General features: G+C 74.5%; 20 protein-coding genes. 17 read left to right on the top strand and 3 right to left on the bottom strand.

Features of this window, described 5'->3' with window-relative positions; translation table 11 throughout:
• Position 1: 1 nt before the first annotated feature.
• Both ABT238_RS17960 and ABT238_RS17955 read right to left on the bottom strand, forming a co-directional pair.
• Complete coding sequence (locus tag ABT238_RS17960; protein ID WP_350568876.1) at positions 2-1648, bottom strand: ABC transporter substrate-binding protein; 1647 nt, start codon at positions 1646-1648, stop codon at positions 2-4.
• A 229-nt stretch (positions 1649-1877) separates the two neighbouring features.
• Positions 1878-3380, bottom strand: a complete 1503-nt coding sequence (locus ABT238_RS17955) for an MFS transporter (RefSeq protein ID WP_350568874.1) — start codon at positions 3378-3380, stop codon at positions 1878-1880.
• Between the two features lie 124 nt (positions 3381-3504).
• Between ABT238_RS17955 and ABT238_RS17950 the strand changes: the two genes are divergently transcribed.
• From ABT238_RS17950 to ABT238_RS17875, 17 genes are all read left to right on the top strand, one after another.
• Positions 3505-3918: a winged helix-turn-helix transcriptional regulator gene (locus tag ABT238_RS17950; protein ID WP_350568872.1), complete on the top strand. Its 414-nt coding sequence runs from the start codon at positions 3505-3507 to the stop codon at positions 3916-3918.
• A 130-nt stretch (positions 3919-4048) separates the two neighbouring features.
• Complete coding sequence (locus ABT238_RS17945; RefSeq protein WP_350763980.1) at positions 4049-5731, top strand: enoyl-CoA hydratase-related protein; 1683 nt, start codon at positions 4049-4051, stop codon at positions 5729-5731.
• Between the two features lie 132 nt (positions 5732-5863).
• Complete coding sequence (locus ABT238_RS17940; RefSeq protein WP_350568870.1) at positions 5864-6919, top strand: NADH-quinone oxidoreductase subunit B family protein; 1056 nt, start codon at positions 5864-5866, stop codon at positions 6917-6919.
• An 82-nt stretch (positions 6920-7001) separates the two neighbouring features.
• The gene (locus tag ABT238_RS17935) at positions 7002-8786 is read left to right on the top strand and encodes a nickel-dependent hydrogenase large subunit (RefSeq protein ID WP_350568868.1); all 1785 of its coding nucleotides are present in this window, start codon (positions 7002-7004) and stop codon (positions 8784-8786) included.
• Complete coding sequence (locus ABT238_RS17930; RefSeq protein ID WP_350763831.1) at positions 8783-9262, top strand: NifU-related iron-sulfur-binding protein; 480 nt, start codon at positions 8783-8785, stop codon at positions 9260-9262. Before ABT238_RS17935 ends, ABT238_RS17930 begins: the two co-directional genes overlap by 4 nt.
• Entirely contained in the window at positions 9259-9906 is a 648-nt protein-coding gene (locus ABT238_RS17925) for a DUF5947 family protein (RefSeq protein ID WP_502884323.1), read from the top strand. Before ABT238_RS17930 ends, ABT238_RS17925 begins: the two co-directional genes overlap by 4 nt.
• Complete coding sequence (locus tag ABT238_RS17920) at positions 9903-10547, top strand: DUF6084 family protein (RefSeq protein WP_350568864.1); 645 nt, start codon at positions 9903-9905, stop codon at positions 10545-10547. The genes ABT238_RS17925 and ABT238_RS17920 overlap by 4 nt, the downstream gene beginning before the upstream one ends.
• Positions 10544-11914, top strand: a complete 1371-nt coding sequence (locus ABT238_RS17915) for a hypothetical protein (RefSeq protein ID WP_350763817.1) — start codon at positions 10544-10546, stop codon at positions 11912-11914. Before ABT238_RS17920 ends, ABT238_RS17915 begins: the two co-directional genes overlap by 4 nt.
• A complete protein-coding gene (locus tag ABT238_RS17910; protein ID WP_350763810.1) occupies positions 11911-12417 on the top strand; it encodes a hydrogenase maturation protease in 507 nt (168 codons plus the stop codon). Before ABT238_RS17915 ends, ABT238_RS17910 begins: the two co-directional genes overlap by 4 nt.
• Positions 12411-12521, top strand: a complete 111-nt coding sequence (locus tag ABT238_RS38795; RefSeq protein ID WP_502884322.1) for a DUF6893 family small protein — start codon at positions 12411-12413, stop codon at positions 12519-12521. Before ABT238_RS17910 ends, ABT238_RS38795 begins: the two co-directional genes overlap by 7 nt.
• Positions 12522-12636: 115 nt before the next feature.
• On the top strand, positions 12637-13023 hold the full coding sequence (gene hypA / locus ABT238_RS17905) for a hydrogenase maturation nickel metallochaperone HypA (RefSeq protein ID WP_350568860.1): 387 nt from the start codon (positions 12637-12639) through the stop codon (positions 13021-13023).
• A 4-nt stretch (positions 13024-13027) separates the two neighbouring features.
• Positions 13028-13792, top strand: coding sequence for a hydrogenase nickel incorporation protein HypB (gene hypB, locus ABT238_RS17900; RefSeq protein ID WP_350763797.1), 765 nt, complete (start codon positions 13028-13030; stop codon positions 13790-13792).
• Positions 13789-16101 carry a carbamoyltransferase HypF gene (gene hypF, locus ABT238_RS17895; protein ID WP_350763785.1) on the top strand — a complete coding sequence of 771 codons (2313 nt, stop codon included), beginning with the start codon at positions 13789-13791 and terminating at the stop codon, positions 16099-16101. Before hypB ends, hypF begins: the two co-directional genes overlap by 4 nt.
• 13 nt (positions 16102-16114) lie before the next feature.
• Positions 16115-16405, top strand: coding sequence for a HypC/HybG/HupF family hydrogenase formation chaperone (locus ABT238_RS17890; RefSeq protein ID WP_350568854.1), 291 nt, complete (start codon positions 16115-16117; stop codon positions 16403-16405).
• A complete protein-coding gene (hypD, locus tag ABT238_RS17885; protein ID WP_350763769.1) occupies positions 16402-17526 on the top strand; it encodes a hydrogenase formation protein HypD in 1125 nt (374 codons plus the stop codon). The genes ABT238_RS17890 and hypD overlap by 4 nt, the downstream gene beginning before the upstream one ends.
• An 88-nt stretch (positions 17527-17614) precedes the next feature.
• The gene (gene hypE / locus ABT238_RS17880; protein WP_502891441.1) at positions 17615-18604 is read left to right on the top strand and encodes a hydrogenase expression/formation protein HypE; all 990 of its coding nucleotides are present in this window, start codon (positions 17615-17617) and stop codon (positions 18602-18604) included.
• A gap of 196 nt (positions 18605-18800) precedes the next feature.
• Positions 18801-19622 (top strand): lipase family protein, encoded by an 822-nt coding sequence (locus ABT238_RS17875; RefSeq protein WP_350763751.1) that lies wholly within the window; start codon positions 18801-18803, stop codon positions 19620-19622.
• 73 nt (positions 19623-19695) lie between these two features.
• Here ABT238_RS17875 and ABT238_RS17870 read toward each other — a convergent pair whose 3' ends face one another.
• Positions 19696-20391 (bottom strand): formyltransferase family protein, encoded by a 696-nt coding sequence (locus ABT238_RS17870; RefSeq protein WP_350568848.1) that lies wholly within the window; start codon positions 20389-20391, stop codon positions 19696-19698.
• Positions 20392-20439 lie beyond the last annotated feature (48 nt).

Raw genomic sequence — 20439 nt, 5'->3', positions numbered from 1 at the left:
CTCAGGCCACCCCGATGCCGTAGAAGTCGGTGTTGGCGTCGACGTCCAGGGCCAGCCCGCTCACCTTGGGGTGCAGGGCGACGTCCATGGTGGCGATGTACGCCGGGAAGGAGTACGCCTGCTCGACGATCCGCCGCTGCACCTTGCGGTACAGCTCGGTCCGCTGCCCGGCGTCGACGGTGGCCTCGGCCTGGTCCAGCCAGGTGTCGATCTGCGCGTCGTGCACCCGGGCGCCGTTGGCGCCGCCGCCCCCGAACTGCTTCGTCGAGTGGTAGAGGCTCTCCAGCAGGCTGGGGTCGGAGCCCTGCCAGGCGAAGGCGAAGACGTCGTAGTCGCCCTTGCCGGTGCGCCCGATGGAGCCGGCGGAGTCCAGCGGCACCAGCTTCAGCTCGATGCCGACCTGCTTCAGCGCGTCCTGGACGCCGACGTCGAAGGTGTGGTTCTGGGCGGAGACGAAGGTCTGCACGTACGGCTGCTCGACGGTGAAGCGCTTGCCGTCCTTGGTGCGGTAGCCGTCGGCGTCGCGCCCGGTCCACCCGAGCTCGTCGAGCAGCCGCTCGGCCTTCTCCCGGCTGTACTCCCAGGCGGGCTTGGCGAGCAGCTCGTCGGCGCCGGGGGTGGAGGGTGCCAGCGGCCCCCAGGCCTGCTGGTACTCGCCCTGGAAGATCCCCTTGACGATGCCGGCGAAGTCGACGGCGTGGCGCACGGCCTGCCGGGCGCGCAGGTCGTCGAAGGGCGCCCGGGCGGTGTTGAGGTAGTAGGTGTAGGGCACGCCGGGCACCGCCTTGCGGACCACCTGGACGCCGTTCTGGCCGCGCAGCCCGGCCAGCCGGTTGGCCGGGATCAGCTCGGCCGCGTCGACCTGACCGGAGGTCAGCGCGCCGACCCGGGAGGCGTCCTCCTTCAGCAGCAGGACGACGATGCTCTCCAGCTTCGCCTGCCCCTGGTGGGCGGCGGTCGGCGGGGCCCAGGCGTAGTCGGGCCGGCGCTTGAAGACCGCCTGCTGGCCGGGCGTCACCGACTCGAAGGTGAACGGACCGGTGCCGACGACGAACCGCCCGCCCGAGGAGAGGTCGCCCGCGTGGTCGCGCAGCGCGGCGGGGGAGTGGAAGCCGAGGAAGGTGCTGCCCGCCGCGTTGAGGAAGGAGGCGTGCGGGGCCGTCAGGTGGACGGCCACCGTGCGCGGGTCGACGACCTCGGTGTCCCGGTACGGCCCGAGCAGGCCGGCCGCCCGCTTGGACGCCGTCTTCGCCGCGGTGACGTGGTCGAAGTTGGCCTTCACCGCCGCGGCGTCGAACGGCGTGCCGTCGCTGAACGTCACTCCGCTGCGCAGCGTGAAGGTGTAGGTCAGCCCGTCGGGCGTCACCGTCCACGACTCGGCCAGCCACGGCTTGACCGTCCCGTCCGGCGCCACCGCGACCAGCGACTCCAGCACCGGCCGCAGCAGTCGCCCGGTGACGGCGGTGGACGCGGCGTGCGGGTCCCAGCTGTCGGGTTCGACGGCGGCGCCGTAGCGCAGGGTGCCGCCGCCGCTCTTGGCGGAGGGCGGGGCGGAGGAGTCGGAGCAGCCCGCGAGGACGGCCGTGGAGAGGAGGCCGACGGCGGTGGCGGCGACCGGGAGGCGGAGGAAGCGGCGTCTGGTGTACATGGGTTCTTTCTCGATCCTGCGCGAAGCGGGGAAGCGGTGGGCGGCGTCGGGCGCCTGCCCGTCCGGCGGGGGCGGCGAACGGCGCCGGCCGCGGGCGGTGCGACGAGTCTGCTGGCTCCCGGCGGATCCGACCCCCCTGTCCGTCCCCCTATCAGGGCCCTGAACCGGGGCACGGGTGGTTTGGAGGGGTGCGGCCGTTCCGGGGGCCGGAACGGCCGCACCGGGACCGTCAGGTCTGCGGCACGGGGGAGTCCGCGGACGTGAGGTCCGGTCCGGGGGCGTCCTCGGCCCCGCCCGCGGCGGCGGGGGCGGACGCGGGGCTGCGCAGGACGAAGGCGGCGACCAGCACGCCGATCGCGACGAACACCGCGCTGAGCCCGTAGGAGAGGTGGAAGCCGCCGGTCAGTGCCTCCACCGGGCTCTTCCCGTCGCCGAGCAGGGTCGCCGAGCGGGAGGCGGCCACCGTGGCCAGCACGGCGGTGCCGATCGAGGCGCCGACCTGCTGGGTGGTGTTCACCAGGCCGGAGGCGATGCCGGCGTCGTTGGGCGAGCCGACCGACATGGCCTGGCCGATCAGGGCCGGCATGGCCGCGCCGAAGCCGAGGCCGAGCAGCACGAACGGCGGCACGATGTCGACCAGGAAGCTGCCGTCGCTCGGCACCCGGGCCAGCAGCGCGAGCGCGGCGGCCACCAGCAGCAGGCCGGCGACCAGCACCCGGCGCGGGCCGAACTTCTGATTGAGCTTCACCGCGAAGCCCAGCGAGACGATCGCGATGGTGACCGGCGCGGGCAGGAAGGCGAGGCCGGTCTTCAGCGCGTCGTAGCCCAGCACGTTCTGGAAGTACAGCGCGGTGCAGAACTGGTAGCCGAACAGGCCGGCCACCATCAGCACCATGATGCCGTTGGCGCCGGAGACCGCCCGGGAGCGGAAGATGTGCAGCGGCAGCAGCGGCTTGGCGGCGTAGGCCTGGCGGACCACGAAGCCGGCCAGCAGCACCAGCGAACCGGCCAGCAGGCCGAGCGTGCGGCCGTCGCCCCAGGTGTACTCCTCGGCCTTGATGATGGTGTAGACCAGCAGCATCAGCCCGCCGGTGGCGAGCACCGAGCCCACCAGGTCGGCGCCCTCGCGCAGTCCCAGCCCCGCTCCGCCGGGCACCACGCTCTGCGTCAGCACCAGCGCCACCAGGCCGATCGGCACGTTGACGTAGAACACCCACGGCCAGCTGAAGCTCTGGGTGAGCACACCGCCGAGGATCAGGCCCAGCGAGGCGCCGGCGGCGGACACGAAGGCGTACGCGGCCAGCGCCTTGGCGCGCTCCCCGCCGTCCGGGAACAGGGTGATGATCATGCCGAGGACGACGGCCGAGGCGAGCGCCCCGCCGACGCCCTGGACGAAGCGGAACACCACCAGCGCCGTCGAGGAGGAGGCCAGGCCACAGGCCAGCGAGGCCGCCGTGAACAGGCCCAGGCCCGCGCTGAACACCCGCTTGCCGCCCAGCAGGTCGCCGAGCCGGCCGGAGAGCAGCAGCAGTCCGGCGAACGCGATCAGATAGCCGTTCACCACCCAGGCCAGGCCGGACTGGGTGAAGCCGAGGTCGGTCTGGATGGTGGGCAGGGCGACGGTGACGATGGAGCCGTCGAGGATGATCATCAGGTTGCCGGTGCAGAGGACCCCCAGTGCCAACCAGCGTGACCTGGAAGGCTGGAGGGACGGCGGGGCGTGCGTGGTCATCGGAGGAGTCCTTCGGGGAATGGCCCGGGAGGGGCGCCCGGTGGCGCCCGCGCTCCCTGAGGGCACTTCTTGTTACAGCGCCCATCATGTGTGACCATCAAGTCCACCGTAAGGAGGCACTTTCATGTTCCTGGGGAACAGCGATGTGATCGACGAGGCCGGGGCGCCGCCCGCCGAACGCGAGGCCTGCACCGTCCTGGAGGCGCTCAACCGGATCAGCGGCAAGTGGGCGATCGGCATCCTGCTCAACGTCAGCCACGGCCCGGTCCGCTTCACCGAACTCGAACGGGCCATCCCCGGCATCAGCCGCCGCATGCTCACCCTCACGCTGCGCAACCTCGAACGCGACGGCCTGCTGGAGCGCACCGTCCACCCGACCGTCCCGCCCAAGGTCGAGTACCGCGGCACCGAGATGGCCGCCGAGCTCTACGCCTCCCTCAAGGGCCTCACCGCCTGGGCGGAGCGCCACCGCGAGACCATCGCCCACTCCCGCGAGGCCTACGACCGCGAGCAGGGCGCCACCGGCACCGACCTCTGACCCGCCGCCGCACCCGCCGCACCCCGGGCCCCGCCGCCCGGGTGACCCGGCGGAGCGGCGCGGCCGGCCGGGGCCCGGACGGGGGAGATGATCGCCGCGTTCACGGGTGTCCACACCGCCGGAGGCGCACATGCGGATCCTGCTCGTCGCGAGCGCGTACAACAGCCTCACCCAGCGGATCCACGCCGAACTGCGGGACCGGCGCCACCCGGTGGAGGTCCACCTGGCCACCGGGGACGACGGCGCGCTGCGCGCGGCGGTGCGCCGGGCCGCCCCGGACCTGGTGATCGCGCCGATGCTCACCACCGCGCTGCCGCAGGACGTCTGGTCCACCGTCACCTGCCTGGTCGTGCACCCCGGCCCGCCGGGCGACCGGGGCCCCTCCGCCCTCGACTGGGCGATCCACGAGGGCGCGGCCGACTGGGGCGTGACGGTCCTGCAGGCCGACGCGGTGATGGACGCCGGCCCCGTCTGGGCCTGGCAGCCCTGCCCGCTGCCCCCCGCCGCCAAGAGCGACCTCTACCGCGGCGAGGTCTCCGACGCCGCCGTCGAGGCGGTGCTGCGGGCCGTGCGGCGCTTCGCCTCCGGCACCCACACCCCGCGCCCGCAGAGCGGCCCCGACTGGCACGCGCCCGACCACACCCGCCCCTACCTGCGCCAGGAGGCGCGGCGGATCGACTGGGCGCGGGACGACACCGACACCGTCGTGCGCACGCTGCGGGCCGCCGACTCCCGGCCCGGCGTGCTGGACGACCTGCTCGGCGGGCAGTGGTACCTGCACGGCGGCCACCCCGAACGGACGCTGCGCGGGCGCCCCGGCGAGCCGCTGGCCACCCGCGCGGGGGCGCTGTGCCGGGCGACCGCCGACGGCGCGGTCTGGATCCCGGAGCTGCGCCGCCGGCGCCGCCCGGGCGGCCCCGCCACGGTGAAGCTGCCCGCCGTCACCGCCCTCGGCGACACGCTGCCCCGGCTGCCCGAACTGCCCGCCCCGCTGATGCCGGCCGGGGACGACCCGGTCTGGTCGGACATCCGCTACACCGAGGACGGACCGGTCGGCCTGCTGCGCTTCTCCTTCCCCGGCGGCGCGATGAGCACCGGCCACTGCCGCCGCCTGCTGGACGCCTACCGCTTCGCGCTGACCCGGCCGACCGCCGTGCTGGTGCTCGGCGGCGGCCGCGACTTCTTCTCCAACGGCATCCACCTGAACGTGATCGAGGCGGCCGCCGACCCGGCGGCCGAGTCCTGGGCGAACATCAACGCCATCGACGACCTGGTCGAGGCGGTCCTCACCACCACCGACCGCCTGGTGGTCGCCGCCCTCGGCGGGAACGCGGCGGCCGGCGGGGTGATGCTCGCGCTGGCCGCCGACGAGGTCTGGTGCCGCCGCGGCGCCGTGCTCAATCCGCACTACCGGCTGATGGGCCTGCACGGCTCGGAGTACTGGACGTACACCCTGCCGCGCAGGGTCGGCGCGGAGCAGGCCCGCCGGCTCACCGAACAGGCGCGGCCGGTGAGCGCCGCGACCGCCCTGGACCTCGGGCTGGTCGACCGGGTGCTGCCCTGCACCCCGCAGGAGTTCGGCGAGCGGGCGGCCCGGCTGGCCCGGCTGACCGCCGCCTCGCCGACGGTGCACGGCCGGATCGCCGCCAAGAAGGCCGCCCGCGAGGCCGACGAGCGCGCCAGGCCGCTCGCCGACCACCGGACGGCCGAGCTGGCCGTGATGCGCCGCCAGTTCTTCGACCCGCACGCGCCCTACCACGCGCTGCGCGCCGCCTTCGTCCGCAAGCTGCCCGCCCCCGCCGCCACGGTGTGACCCGGACGGCCCACCCGGATGGCGGCCGTTCGGACGCCGCGCCCGGCTGCGTGGACCGGCGGGAGCGGCCGGGGGCTGTTATGACAGTTCTGAGCCATATCGTCCGGCTCCCAGTTCCGAGGAGGCATCCTCATGGGTGCTGCAGCAACGAGCGCCACCGACACCGACGTGGTGCACATTCTCTGGATCAACGCCGGTCTGAGCTGCGACGGCGACTCGGTCGCCCTGACCGCCGCCATGCAGCCGAGCATCGAGGAGATCGTCACCGGAGCCCTGCCGGGCCTGCCGAAGGTCGCCGTGCACTGGCCGCTGATCGACTTCGAGTGCGGCCCGGTCCAGGGCGCCGACAACTTCGTCGAGTGGTTCTTCAGGGCCGACCGGGGCGAGATCGACCCGTTCGTCCTGGTCGTCGAGGGGTCCATCCCCAACGAGCGGATCAAGGAGGAGGGCTACTGGTGCGGCTTCGGCGACGACCCGGCCACCGGCCAGCCGATCACCACCAGTGAGTGGCTGGACCGCCTCGCCCCCAAGGCCACCGCGGTCGTCGCGATCGGCACCTGCGCCACCTACGGCGGCATCCACGCCATGGAGGGCAACCCGACCGGCGCCATGGGCGTGCCCGACTACCTCGGATGGGACTGGAAGTCCAAGGCCGGTCTGCCGATCGTCTGCGTGCCCGGCTGCCCCATCCAGCCCGACAACTTCGCCGAGACCCTGACCTACCTGCTCTACCAGCTGGCCGGCTCCGCGCCGATGATCCCGCTGGACGACAAGCTGCGGCCCGCCTGGCTGTTCGGCGCCACCGTGCACGAGGGCTGCGACCGGGGCGGCTACTACGAGCAGGGGCAGTTCGCCACCGACTACGGCACGCCCGAGTGCCTGGTGCGGCTCGGCTGCTGGGGCCCGGTCGTCAAGTGCAACGTCACCAAGCGCGGCTGGATCAACGGCATCGGCGGCTGCCCGAACGTCGGCGGCATCTGCATCGCCTGCACGATGCCCGGCTTCCCCGACAAGTTCATGCCGTTCATGGACCCGCCGCCCGGCTCGACGGTGTCGACCAGGGTCAGCCGCACCTACGGCTCGGTGATCCGCCGGCTGCGCGCGATCACCCTGGCCACGCTCGACAAGGAACCCAGGTGGCGCCACACCGGGCCCACCCTGACCACCGGCTACCGCCCGCCGCGGTGACCGGACGGGCCGCCGCGCCCCGTGCGCGGCGGCCCCGCCGCCGCACCCCCCTCCCCGCCTCCAGAAGGGCATGACAGACACGATGACAGCGACGACCAGGGCGGCCGGGGACGGCAGCGGTCTGGTGGAGATGTCCTGGGACCCGATCACCCGGATCGTGGGCAGCCTGGGCATCCACACGAAGATCGACTTCAAGCAGAAGAAGGTCGCGGAGTGCTACAGCACCTCCTCGGTCTTCCGCGGCTACAGCGTCTTCATGCGGGGCAAGGACCCCCGCGACGCCCACTTCATCACCAGCCGGATCTGCGGCATCTGCGGCGACAACCACGCCACCTGTTCGGTCTACGCGCAGAACATGGCCTACGGCGTGAAACCCCCGCACCTCGGCGAGTGGATCATCAACCTCGGCGAGGCCGCCGAGTACATGTTCGACCACAACATCTTCCAGGAGAACCTGGTCGGGGTCGACTACTGCGAGAAGATGGTCCGCGAGACCAACCCCGGCGTCCTGGACCTCGCCGAACGCACCGAGGCCCCGCACGCCGGCGACCACGGGTACCGGACCATCGCCGACATCATGCGCGCGCTCAACCCCATCGAGGGCGAGTTCTACCGCGAGGCGCTCCAGGTCAGCCGCTACACCCGGGAGATGTTCTGCCTGATGGAGGGCCGCCACGTGCACCCCTCCACGCTCTACCCGGGCGGCGTCGGCACGGTGGCCACCGTCCAGCTGTTCACCGACTACCTGACCCGGCTGATGCGCTACGTGGAGTTCATGAAGAAGGTCGTGCCGCTCCACGACGACCTCTTCGACTTCTTCTACCAGGCGCTGCCCGGCTACGAGGAGGTCGGCCGGCGGCGCGTGCTGCTCGGCTGCTGGGGCAGCCTCAACGACCCCGACCACTGCGACTTCACCTACCGCAACATGACCGACTGGGGCCGGCGGATGTTCGTCACCCCCGGCGTCGTGGTCGACGGCAAGCTGGTCACCAACGACCTCACCCGGATCAACCTGGGCATCCGCATCCTGCTCGGCAGCTCCTACTACCAGGACTGGCAGGGCGAGGAACTGTTCGTCACCCACGACCCGCTCGGCAACCCGGTCGACCCCCGCCACCCCTGGAACCAGCACACCATCCCCGCCCCGCAGAAGCGCGACTTCGACGGCAAGTACAGCTGGGTGATGTCCCCCCGCTGGTTCGACGGCACCGACCACCTCGCCCTCGACACCGGCGGCGGCCCGCTCGCCCGTCTGTGGTCCACCGCCCTGTCCGGGCTCGTCGACATCGGCTACGTCAAGGCCACCGGGCACAGCGTGCGGATCAGCCTGCCGCGCTCGATGACCAAGCCGGAGACCACCTTCGAGTGGACGATCCCGCAGTGGAGCAACGCCCTGGAGCGCAACCGCGCCCGCACCTACTTCCAGGCCTACGCTGCCGCCTGCGCCCTGCACTTCACCGAGAAGGCGCTGGAGGAGGTGCGCGCCGGGCGCAGCCAGACCTGGGAGCGCTTCGAGGTGCCGGACGAGGCCGTCGGCTGCGGCTTCACCGAGGCCGTGCGCGGCGTCCTGTCGCACCACCTGGTGATCCGGGACGGCAAGATCGCCAACTACCACCCCTACCCGCCCACCCCGTGGAACGCCAGCGTGCGCGACAGCCACGGCACCCCCGGGCCCTACGAGGACGCCGTGCAGAACACGCCGATCTTCGAGGAGAACCCCCCGGAGAACTTCAAGGGCATCGACATCATGCGGGCCGTCCGCAGCTTCGACCCCTGCCTGCCCTGCGGCGTGCACATGTACGTCGGCGGCGGCCGGACCGTCCAGCAGATGCACGTGCCCACCGGCCTGAGCGGACTCACCGCATGACGGCGGAACGGACCGGGCTGCGGATCCAGGAGGCCCTCGACCGGCTCGACGCGCTCGCCGACCGGGGCGCGCGCGAGGCCGGCGAGCAACTGGCCCGCGACCTCATGGAGTTCTACCACGAGGGCCTGGCCCGGATCGTCGCGGCGCTGCCGCCGCCCGCCCTCACCGCGCTGCTGGACGACCCGGCGGTGGCCGGCCTGCTCGTCCTGCACGACCTGCACCCCGAGGACACCGCCGCCCGGATCGGCCGGGCGCTCGCCGCCCTGCCCGAACCCGTCGGGCTGGCCGGCTTCGACCCCGCCACCGGCACCGCCCGGCTGCTGCGCACCGGCGGCGGCTGCGGCTGCTCCGAGCAGGACATCGAGGCCCTCCTCGCCTGCCACGCGCCCGAGGTGACGGCCACCGTGGTCGAACGCGAACCCCGGCTGCTGCAGATCGCCACCCGCCCCGGCACCCCGGCGGAGGCCGCCCGGTGAGCACCCGCCAGATCACCCGCCCCGGCACCGCCCTGCTGCACCGGCTGCGCGAGCCCGCGCCGCCGCAGCCGGAGCGCTGCGCCTTCTGCGGCCAGGGCGTCCCCCCGGCGCACCGGCACCTGGTGGACACCGAGGAACAGGCCCTGACCTGCGTCTGCACGGCCTGCGGACTGCTGTTCCGGCAGCCCGGAGCAGCCGGCGGCCGCTACCGGCACGTCCCCGACCGCCACCTCGCCGACCCGGGCCACCGGATCGGCGAGCAGGCGTGGGCGGCCCTCGGCATCCCGGTCTCCACCGCCTTCCTGTTCCGCAACGCCCGCCAGGACCGGCTCGTCCTGCTCTACCCCGGCCCGGGCGGCGCCACCGAGAGCGAACCGGACGAGGCCGCCTGGCGGGCCGCCCTCGGCGACAGCGCCCTCGCCGCCGCCCTGGAACCCGACGTCGAGGCCCTGCTGCTGCGCCGCACCGGCACCGGCATCCACTGCCTGCTGGTGCCCATCGACGCCTGCTACGAACTGGTCGGCCGGCTGCGGCGCTGCTGGAAGGGGTTCGACGGCGGGCCCGAGGCCCGGGCCGAGGCCGACGCCTTCTTCGCCCGGCTCGACGAACGGGCCCGGCCGCTGCGAGAGGACGGACCCCGGTGACCCCGCTCGCCTTCGCCTGCACCGCCGTCCGGGCGGCCGAGCACGCCGCCGGACCCACCCTGCTCTTCCGGCTGCGGATCACCGCGCCCCCCGACACCCGGGTGCACGCCCTGGCGCTGCGCTGCCAGCTGCGCATCGAACCCGCCCGGCGCGGCTACGACGCGGCGGAGGCCGGGCGGCTCACCGACCTGTTCGGCGAGCGTCCGCGCTGGGGCACCACCCTCAACCCGGTCCAGTTCGCCCAGGTGCCGCTGATGGTCCCCGGCTTCACCGGCGAGACCGAACTGGACCTGCCCGTCCCCTGCACCTACGACCAGGACGTCGCCGCCGCCCGCTACCTCAGGGCGCTCGGCGGCGGCGACGTCCCCGTGCTGCTGCTGTTCTCCGGCACCGCCTTCGCCGGCCCCGGCGGCTTCCAGGTCTCCCCGGTCCCCTGGGACCGCGAGGCCTCGGTGCGGATGCCCGTTCAGGTGTGGCGTGAGGCGATCGACCGGCACTTCCCGGGCTGCGGCTGGCTGCGGCTGCCCGAGGAGCTGATGGACGCGCTGCTCGCCTACCGCTCGCGCCGCGCCCTGCCGTCCTGGGAGGCGACCGTGCGCGCCCTGCTGGCCGGCGCCGAACTCGCCGAGGCGACCCGGTGACCGCCCCCGTCACCGGCTTCACCGCCGAGGTCGAGGCCGCCTTCGCCTCCGCCCGGCAGATCGCCGACGCCGTCCTGTTCGAGGGCTACGTGCTCTACCCCTACCGGGCCTCGGCGGCCAAGAACCGGCTGCGCTGGCAGTTCGGGGTGCTCGTCCCGCCCGGCTACGGCGCGGACCGCGGCGAGCACGCCCACCAGCGCACCGAATGCCTGATGGAACCGCGCCCCGGCGACCGGCTGGCCGTCGAACTGCGCTTCCTGCGGGTGCGGCGGCGCACCGTCGAACGGGCCGTGCCCGGCGGCTTCGAGCCGGTCGACGAACTGGAACTCGCCGACCGGGTCCTCCAGCCGTGGGACGAGGGGGTCGAGGAGCGCATCGAACTCGTCGTGCCCGTCGAGGAGCTGGCCGGCGAGCTGGTGCGGCCGTTCCACCTCCCGGCCGGCCGGGAGACGGAACCGCTGCACGACGGCGGCGCCACCGCCGGCCGGCTGCTGCGCCGCCGGGAACGGACCGACGGCCTGCTGCGGCTGACCGCCCGGGAGGTCCCGGGGCCGTACGGGGTGCGGCTGCTGACCGCCATGGTGGAGAACACCACCGACTGGACCCCGCGGCCCGACGAGGCGCGGGACGCGGCGCTGGCCCGCTCGCTGGTCTCGGCCCACCTGCTGCTCGGCCTGGAGCGCGGCACCTTCCTGTCCCCGGCCGACCCGCCCGCATGGGCCCGGGCCGCCACCGCGCTGTGCCGCAACGAGCACACCTGGCCGGTGCTGGCCGGCCCGCCCGGCCGCGACCGGGTGGTGCTCTCCTCGCCGATCATCCTGGAGGACCATCCCGTCGTCGCCCCCGAGAGCCCGGGCGCGCTCTACGACGCCACCGAGATCGACGAGATCCTCGCCCTGCGGACCGCCGCTCTGACCGACCGCGAGAAGCGCGAGGCCCGCGGCACCGACGAGCGGGCGGGCGCCGTGATCGACCTCGCCGACTCGATGCCCCCCGAGGTGCTGGAGCGGCTGCACGGCGCCGTCCGGGGCCTGCGCGAGATCACCGGCGACGCGCCCGGACAGCCCTGGTGGGACCCGGGCGACGACCCCGGGGTGGACCCGGACACCGACCGGGTACTGGTCGACGGCCGCGCGGTCGGCGCCGGCAGCCGGGTCCTGCTGCGCCCCGGACGGCGGCGCACCGACGCCCAGGACCTCTTCCTGGACGGCCGCACCGCCGTCGTGGAGGCCGTGCTGCACGACGTCGACGGCTCGGTGCACCTGGCGGTGACGCTGGAGGACGACCCGGGGGCGGACCTGTGGCGCGCCCAGGGCCGCTTCCGCTACTTCCAGCCCGACGAGATCACCCCGCTGGAGGGGCCGTGACGCCGGGAAAGGTGCTGGTCGCCGGGGTCGGCAACATCTTCCTCGGCGACGACGGATTCGGCGTGGAGACCGTGCGGCGGCTGCGCGGGCACCCGCTGCCGGCCGACGTCGAACTGCTCGACGTCGGCGTGCGCGGCGTCCACCTGGCCTACCAACTCCTCGACGGCTACCGGATGCTGGTGCTCGTCGACGCCACCGCCCGGGGCGGCGAGCCGGGCACCCTCTACCTGATCGAGGCGGACGCCGGACCGGTGGAGGCGCCCGTGCTGGACGGGCACCGGATGGGACCGGACGCCGTGCTCGCGCTGCTCGGCACCCTGGCCGCCGGCACCGGCGGCACTCCGCCCGGCCGGGTCCTGGTGGTGGGCTGCGAACCGCAGTCGCTGGAGGAGGGGATCGGACTGAGCGCACCGGTGGCCGCCGCCGTCGAGGAGGCGGTCCACCTGGTCCTGCGGACCGTCGGTGCCCACGCGCAAGCCAAGAGAGAGGCCTCAGCATGGTGAAGAAGAAGAACCTGCGGCGCGCGGTCGTGCTGGCCGTCGTGGCGGTGGTGGTCTGGCAGAACCTGGACGACCTCAAGCGCTATCTGCGCATCCGCCGGATGTGAGCGGGGCGTTGGTGCGTCCGGCGTAGTCCCGGACGCGGCGGCGGCGCGGCTTCGGGCCGCTGCCGCCGCCGCGGCCTGTAATGGGGCCTGTCGCCTCCAGCCGGGAACGGGGCCCATGCACGAGATGTCGATCGCGACGGCCGTCGTCGAGCAGGTGGACGCCGCGGCACGTGCGCACGGGGCGCGGGCGGTCGCGCGGGTGCGCCTGCAGGTCGGCGAACTGGCCGGCGTGGTGCCCGCGGCCCTCGACTTCTGCTTCGAACTGGCCTGCGCCGGAACGCTGGTGGAGGGCGCCCTGCTGGAGACCGAGGCGGTGGCGGCCCGCGCCCGGTGCGCGCCGTGCGCGGCCGAGTGGGCCGTCGGCATGCCGCCCGACCTGGGGTGCCCGCACTGCGGCGGCGGCCGGGTCGAGCTGCTGGCCGGCCGTGAACTGCAGATCCTCGGCGTCGAGTGGGCCGAACGCCCGCCGGCCGCCGGGGCCGGCGCCCGACAGGAAGGCTGAACCCATGTGTCGCACGGTGGAACTCCGCCAGGCGGTCCTCGCCCGCAACGACGACGGCGCCCGCGAGCTGCGCGCCCGGCTGCTCGCCCGGGGCACCGTCGCGGTGAACCTGCTCTCCAGCCCGGGCAGCGGGAAGACGGCGCTGCTGGAGGCCGAACTCGGGCTGGCCCGCGAGCGCGGGATCGCGGTCGCGGCGCTCACCGCCGACCTCGCGACCGAGAACGACGCGGTGCGCCTGGCCCGTTCGGGCGTCCCGGTGAAGCAGGTGCTCACCGACGGCCTCTGCCACCTGGAGACCGCGATGCTCAGCGGGCAGCTGGCCGGCTGGCTCCCGGAGGGCACCAGGCTGCTCTTCGTGGAGAACGTCGGCAACCTGGTCTGCCCGGCCTCCTACGACCTCGGCGAATCGCTGCGGGTGGTGCTGGCATCGGTCACCGAGGGGGAGGACAAGCCGCTCAAGTACCCGACGGCGTTCGGGCTGGCCAACCTGGTGCTGGTGACCAAGGCCGATCTGGCGGCGGCGGTGGAGTTCGACCGGGAGGCGTTCCTGGCGAACGTCGCGCGGGTCAACCCGGGCGTGGAGGTGGTGTTCACCTCGGCACGCACCGGGCTGGGGGCGGGGGAGCTGCTGGAGCGGGCGCACGCCGTGCTGGACGGTGCGCCCGTCCACCGCCCGGTGATGGCGGGCGCGCCGCAGCACGGGCACACGCACGCGCTCACACACGGGCACGAGCACGAGCACGCGGGCACGGCCGCGGAGCGGTCGTGACGGCACCGGTCACCGGGCCGCGGCGGCGGCGGGTGGCCGTCAGCGGACTCGTCCAGGGCGTCGGCTTCCGCCCCTTCGTGTTCGCGCTCGCCACCGAGCTGGGCCTGGCCGGCACCGTCACCAACACCGGCGAGGGTGTCCTGGCCGAGGTCGAGGGCCCACCGGAGGCGGTCGAGGCGTTCTGCCGCCGCGTGCGCGGCGACGCGCCGCCGCTCGCCCTGGTCGCCGCGGTCGACCACGCGCCCCTGCCGCCCACCGGCGCCCGCGGCTTCGCCATCACCCCCTCCCGGGACGACGGTCCGCGCCGCACCCTGGTCCCGCCGGACACCGCCACCTGCGCCGACTGCCTCGCCGAACTCGCTGACCCGGCCGACCGCCGCCACCGGCACCCGTTCATCAGCTGCACCAACTGCGGCCCGCGCCACACCATCGTCACCGGCCTGCCCTACGACCGCGCCAACACCACCATGGCCGGCTTCCCGCTCTGCCCGGACTGCGACCGCGAGTACACCGACCCCGCCGACCGGCGCTTCCACGCCCAGCCGGTCTGCTGCCACGCCTGCGGCCCCCGGCTCACCCTCACCGTCCCCGGCCGGCCGGACACCGAGCGCGAGGCCGCCCTCGACGGGGCCCGCCGCCTGCTGCGCGAGGGCGCGGTGCTCGCCGTCAAGGGCCTCGGCGGCTACCACCTGGCCTGCGACGCCTACAACGAGCGGAGCGTCACCCGGCTGCGCCTGCGCAAACGGCGCGGCGCCAAACCCTTCGCCCTGATGGCCCGGGACCTCGCGGAGATCACCGCCCTGGCCGCGCCCGGCCCGGTCGAGCTGGAACTGCTCACCGGCCCGGCCCGGCCGATCGTGCTGCTGCGCCGCACCGGCCCGGCCCCGGCGGCCCTGGAGGCGGTGGCGCCCGGCAGCCCCGACCTCGGCCTCATGCTGCCCTACACCCCGCTGCACCACCTGCTGCTCGCCCCGCCCGGCCCCGGACTGCTGGTGATGACCAGCGCCAACCTGTCCGGCGAGCCCATCGTGACGGACGACGGGGAGGCCCTTGAGCGGCTCGCCCCGCTGGTCGACGGCTGGCTGACCCACGACCGGCCCATCCACGTGCCGTGCGAGGACTCGGTGCTGCGGGTGGTGGACGGGGAGCAGCTGCCGCTGCGCCGCTCGCGCGGCTACGTCCCGCTGCCGCTGCCGCTCCCCGTGCCGGTCCGGCCCGCGCTGGCCGCCGGAGGGGACCTCAAGAACACCCTCGCGCTGGCGGACGGCGGCTACGCCTGGCTGTCCGGCCACCTCGGCGACATGGACGACCTCGCCACGCTCGGCGCCTTCGACCGCGCGGCGGCCCAGCTGGGGGCCGTCACCGGGGTCCGGCCGGAGCTGCTGGTGGTGGACCGCCACCCCGGCTACCGGTCCGCCCGGCACGCCCGGCGCACCGTCCCGGCGGCGGAGCGGCGCACCGTGCAGCACCACCACGCCCATGTCGCCTCGGCGATGGCCGAGCACGGGCTGGACGGCCGCCGCCCCGTCATCGGCGTCGCCTTCGACGGCACCGGCTACGGCGACGACGGCGCGGTGTGGGGCGGCGAGGTGCTGCTCGCCGACTACGACGGCTACCGCCGGTTCGGCCGGCTGGCCTACGTACCGCTGCCCGGCGGCGACGCGGCGGTGCGGCGCCCGTACCGGATGGCGCTCGCCCACCTGTGGGCGGCGGGCCTGCCGTGGACCCCCGGCCTGCCCGCCGTCCGGGCCTGCCCCGAGGGCGAACGGGAAGTGCTGCGCAGGCAGTTGGAGCGCTCGCTGTACTGCGTGCCGACCTCCAGCATGGGCCGGCTGTTCGACGCGCTCTCCGCGCTGGCCGGGGTCTGCGCGCTGGCGCGGTACGAGGCGCAGGCGGCGGTCGAGCTGGAGGCGGCGGCACTGGCGCACGGCCCGGCCGACGGGTACGCCTTCGCGCTGCGCCGCGAGGAGGGCGTCCTGGTCGGCGACCCCGCCCCGGTGCTCGCGGCGGCGGTCGAGGAGCTCGCCGCCGGGGCACCGGCCGGCCTGCTCGCCGCCCGCTTCCACGCCGCGGTGGCCGGGCTGGTCCGCGCGCTCTGCCGGGCCGCCCGGGAGGAGCACGGCCTGGAGACGGTCGCGCTGACCGGCGGGGTGTTCGCCAACGCGCTGCTCACCACCGCCTGCGGGCGCGGCCTGCGGGCCGACGGCTTCACCGTGCTGCGGCACCGCCGGGTGCCGCCCAACGACGGCGGACTGGCGCTCGGCCAGCTGATGGTGGCCGCCCGGGCCGGCGGTCCGGGCGCCGGTTGAGAGGAGAGGGCGGATGTGCCTGGCGGTGCCCGGCAGGGTGATGGAGATCGAGGAACGGGACGGGACGCGGATGGCGGTCGTCGACTTCGGCGGCGTCGTCAAGGACGTCTGCCTGGAGTACCTGCCCGATCTGGAGGTGGGCGAGTACGCCATCGTGCACGTGGGGTTCGCGCTGCAGCGGCTGGACGAGGAGTCGGCCCGGCGAACCCTCGACCTCTTCGCCGAACTCGGCCTGTTGCAGGAGGAGTTCGGCGATCCGTGGGAGGCGGCGGCCGGGGCCGCCGGAACGGAGGAGCGCAAGTGAGGTACCTGGAGGAGTTCCAGAACCCGGAGCTGGCGCGCGGTCTGCTCGCCGACATCCGGGCGGCGGTGACCAGACCGTGGGCGCTGATGGAGGTGTGCGGCGGGCAGACGCACAGCATCATCCGGCACGGGATCGACCAACTGCTGCCCGAGGGCGTGGAGTTGGTCCACGGGCCGGGCTGCCCGGTGTGCGTGACCCCACTGGAGGTGATCGACCGGGCGCTGGCGATCGCCGCCCGGCCCGGGGTGATCTTCTGCTCCTTCGGCGACATGCTGCGGGTGCCGGGCACCGACCGCGACCTGTTCCGCGTCCGCGGCGAGGGCGGGGACGTGCGGGTGGTCTACTCGCCGCTGGACGCGCTGCGGATCGCCGGGGAGAACCCGGACCGCGAGGTGGTGTTCTTCGGCATCGGCTTCGAGACCACCGCCCCGCCCAACGCGATGGCCGTCCACCAGGCCAGGAAGCAGGGGGTGCGCAACTTCAGCATGCTGGTCTCGCACGTGCGGGTGCCCCCGGCCGTCGAGGCCATCATGAACGCGCCGGACTGCCGGGTGCAGGCCTTCCTGGCCGCCGGGCACGTGTGCAGCGTGATGGGCACCGAGGAGTACCCGGAGCTGGCCGAGCGCCACCGGGTGCCGATCGTGGTCACCGGCTTCGAGCCGCTCGACATCCTGGAGGGGATCCGGCGCACCGTACGGCAGTTGGAGCGCGGCGAGCACACCGTGGACAACGCCTACCCGCGCGCCGTCCGCCCGGAGGGCAACCCGGCGGCCCGGGCGATGCTGGCGGACGTCTTCGAGGTGACCGACCGGGCCTGGCGGGGGATCGGGGTCATCCCCGGCAGCGGCTGGCGGCTCTCCCCGCGCTACCGCGACCACGACGCCGAGTACCGCTTCGACGTCTCCGGGATCACCACCCGCGAGCCCGCGCAGTGCCGCAGCGGCGAGGTGCTGCAGGGGCTGCTCAAACCGGACCGGTGCGAGGCCTTCGGCACCGTCTGCACCCCGCGCACCCCGCTGGGCGCCACCATGGTGTCCAGCGAGGGGGCCTGCGCCGCCTACTACCTCTACCGGCGCCTCGGCGTGCCGGGCGTCTCCCGGGAGGCGAGCCCCGTTGGCTGACACCGAGATCCCGACCCGGCCGTCCGCGGCGCCCGACTTCTCCGGCTGGAGCTGTCCGCTGCCGCTGCGCGACCACCCCCGGGTGGTGATGGGGCACGGGGGCGGCGGGGCGATGTCCGCCGAGCTGGTGGCGGGCCTGTTCGCCCCCGCCTTCGGCGGCCGGACCCTGGCCGGCCTCGCGGACTCGGCCGTCCTGGAACTGGGCGGCGCCAGGCTGGCGTTCACCACCGACTCCTTCGTGGTGCGGCCACTGTTCTTCCCCGGCGGCAGCATCGGCGACCTCGCCGTCAACGGGACGGTCAACGACCTCGCGATGAGCGGGGCGCGGCCCGCCTACCTGTCCTGCGGCTTCATCCTGGAGGAGGGGGTGGAGATGGCCGTGGTGGACCGGGTAGCCCGGGACCTCGGCGCCGCGGCCCGGGCCGCCGGGGTGGAGGTCGTCACCGGGGACACCAAGGTGGTCGAGGCCGGGCGCGGCGACGGCGTCTACCTGAACACGGCGGGCATCGGCTTGGTGCCGGCCGGCGTGGACATCAGGCCGCAGCGGGCGGTGCCGGGCGACGTGGTGATCGTCAGCGGGGCCATCGGGCTGCACGGCGTCGCGATCATGAGTGTCCGCGAGGGCCTGGAGTTCGGGGTCGCGGTCGAGAGCGACTGCGCGGCGCTCGGCGGCCTGGTCGAGGCGATGCTCGCCGTGACCCCCGACCTGCACGTGCTGCGCGACCCCACCCGGGGCGGGCTGGGCGCGGCGCTCAACGAGATCGCGACGGCGGCCGGGGTGGGCGTGGTGGTGAACGAGCGCTCCGTCCCGGTGCCGCCCGAGGTGGCCAACGCCTGCGCCGTGCTGGGCCTGGACCCGATGTACGTGGCCAACGAGGGCAAGCTGGTCGCCTTCGCGCCGCGCGGCGAGGCGGACGCGGTGCTCGCCGCCCTGCGGGCTCACCCGCTGGGCGCGGGGGCGGCGGTGATCGGCGAGTGCGTCGCCGACCACCCCGGCACGGTGGTCGCCCGCACGGCCTTCGGCGGCACCCGGGTGGTCGACCTGCCGATGGGGGAGCAACTGCCGCGGATCTGCTGACCGTCGGGCACGGCCGGCCCCGGCGGACGGGACGTCCGGCGCCGGGGCCGCCCGCCGTCCGGTCGCTCACGAACCGTCGGCGGGGTAGTGTCACTGACGGTCACCGGGCCGTCGCCGACCGCGTGCCCCGGGCCACCGCGGGCGAGGCCCCGCCGTGGCCGTCGTCGATCCGTCGACCCGACAGGAGCGTTCGCCCGTGGCCGTACCCACCACCTTCGACCAGAACGCCGCCGGCTTCGGCCTTCCGCTGGCCTACAACCTGGCCAGGGCCGCCGAACTCGCCTACCAGGACGAGGCCACGATCGAGGCGCGGGCCCGCGAGTGGGGCTTCGAGACCGTGCGCCACCACCGCACCCGGTTCACCCCGCCGTTCCCGCTCCAGGACACCCAGGCCTACACCATGGCCGGCGAGCACATGATCGTCACCGCGTTCCGCGGCACCGAGCCCGCGCAGATCCGCGACTGGCTCACCGACAGCACCACCCCGCCCTGGCCCGGGCCCGCCCGCACCGGCTACGTCCACTACGGCTTCGCCGAGGCCCTGGAATCGATCTTCCCCGACGTCGCCAAGACCCTCGCCGACCTGCGCACCGACGGGCAGAGCGTGTGGTTCACCGGCCACAGCCTCGGCGGGGCCCTCGCGATGCTCGTCGCCGCCCGGCTGAGCCTGGAGGATCCCCGGCTCCAGGCCGACGGCGTCTACACCTTCGGCCAGCCCCGGACCTGCGACCGGCTGCTCGCCGCCGCCTACGACAAGGGGCTGGGGAGCCGCACGCACCGCTTCGTCCACGGCAACGACATCGTGCCCGAACTGCCCCCGGAGCCCGCCTTCACCCATGTGGCGACGCTGCACCGGATCGACTCGGCGGGCCGGGTCGGCGAGAGGACCGGGCTGGTCGCGGGCCTCGCCGACCGCGCCAAGGGGCTGGGGGCCGCGGCCTTCAACCCGGACGGCGAGGGCATCCGCGACCACCTGATGCGCAGCTACCTCGCCGCGCTGGAGAAGGCCCTCGCCTGACCGCGCGACGCGATCCGCCGCGGCCCCGGTACACGCCTGTCGTGCACCGGGGCCGCGGCGCGGGGCCGGCGGATCAGTGGTCGTGCAGGGCCCACTTGCTGCTGTCGACCGGCACCGTGCCCGGCAGCGCGATGAGTTCGGGCTTGAACAGCGGGGGCGCGCCCATCGCGGGCTCCCAGGTCGCCAGCTTCTCGTCCTGGGGGACCTCGATCCGGCGGTTGGCGGCGAGGTCGGCGACCACCTTGAGCAGCAGCCGCACACCGAGCGGTGCCAGGTGGTCGCGCCACAGGCTCTGCGCGGTCGAGCCCGGGGGCACGAACAGGTGCTCCTGGGCGGCGAGCGGGCCGGCGTCGGTGCGCTCGGTGAGGTGGTAGACGCTGCCGCCGGTCACCTTGTCGCCGTCGCGGATCGTCCACCGGATCGCGTCCCGGCCGCGGTGCAGCGGCAGCAGGCTGGGGTGGTAGCCGATGGTGGCGACGGCCGCTCTGGCGCGGGTGCGGCGGCCGAGGAAGGCGTGCGAGTGCGCGGCCAGGATGATGTCCACCCCGTCCGGGACGTGCATCGCGCGCAGCTCGGCCGAGTCCGTCCAGGCGAGGTCCCGGTGGTACGCCCAGGTGCGCAGCCGGTCCCAGGACATCGGGTCGGCCTCGTCGGACCGGCCCTTGCGCAGCCGGGGCGCGGCCGCGCCGACGATCTTGTGCCCCTCGTCCAGCAGGGCTTCCGCGACCTGCACCGCGAAGGCCCCCTGTCCTGATATGAAGATGTTCATCCGTCCTCCTGCGGTGGCTGGTCGGCTGGTCAGCCCGTCGGCTGGTCG

It is taken from the genome of Kitasatospora sp. NPDC001527 (genome assembly GCF_040298605.1).
In the GTDB taxonomy this organism is placed as follows: domain Bacteria; phylum Actinomycetota; class Actinomycetes; order Streptomycetales; family Streptomycetaceae; genus Kitasatospora.
The sequence above is the reverse complement of the archived record's forward strand: the minus strand, read 5'-3'. Positions and strand labels throughout refer to the sequence as shown.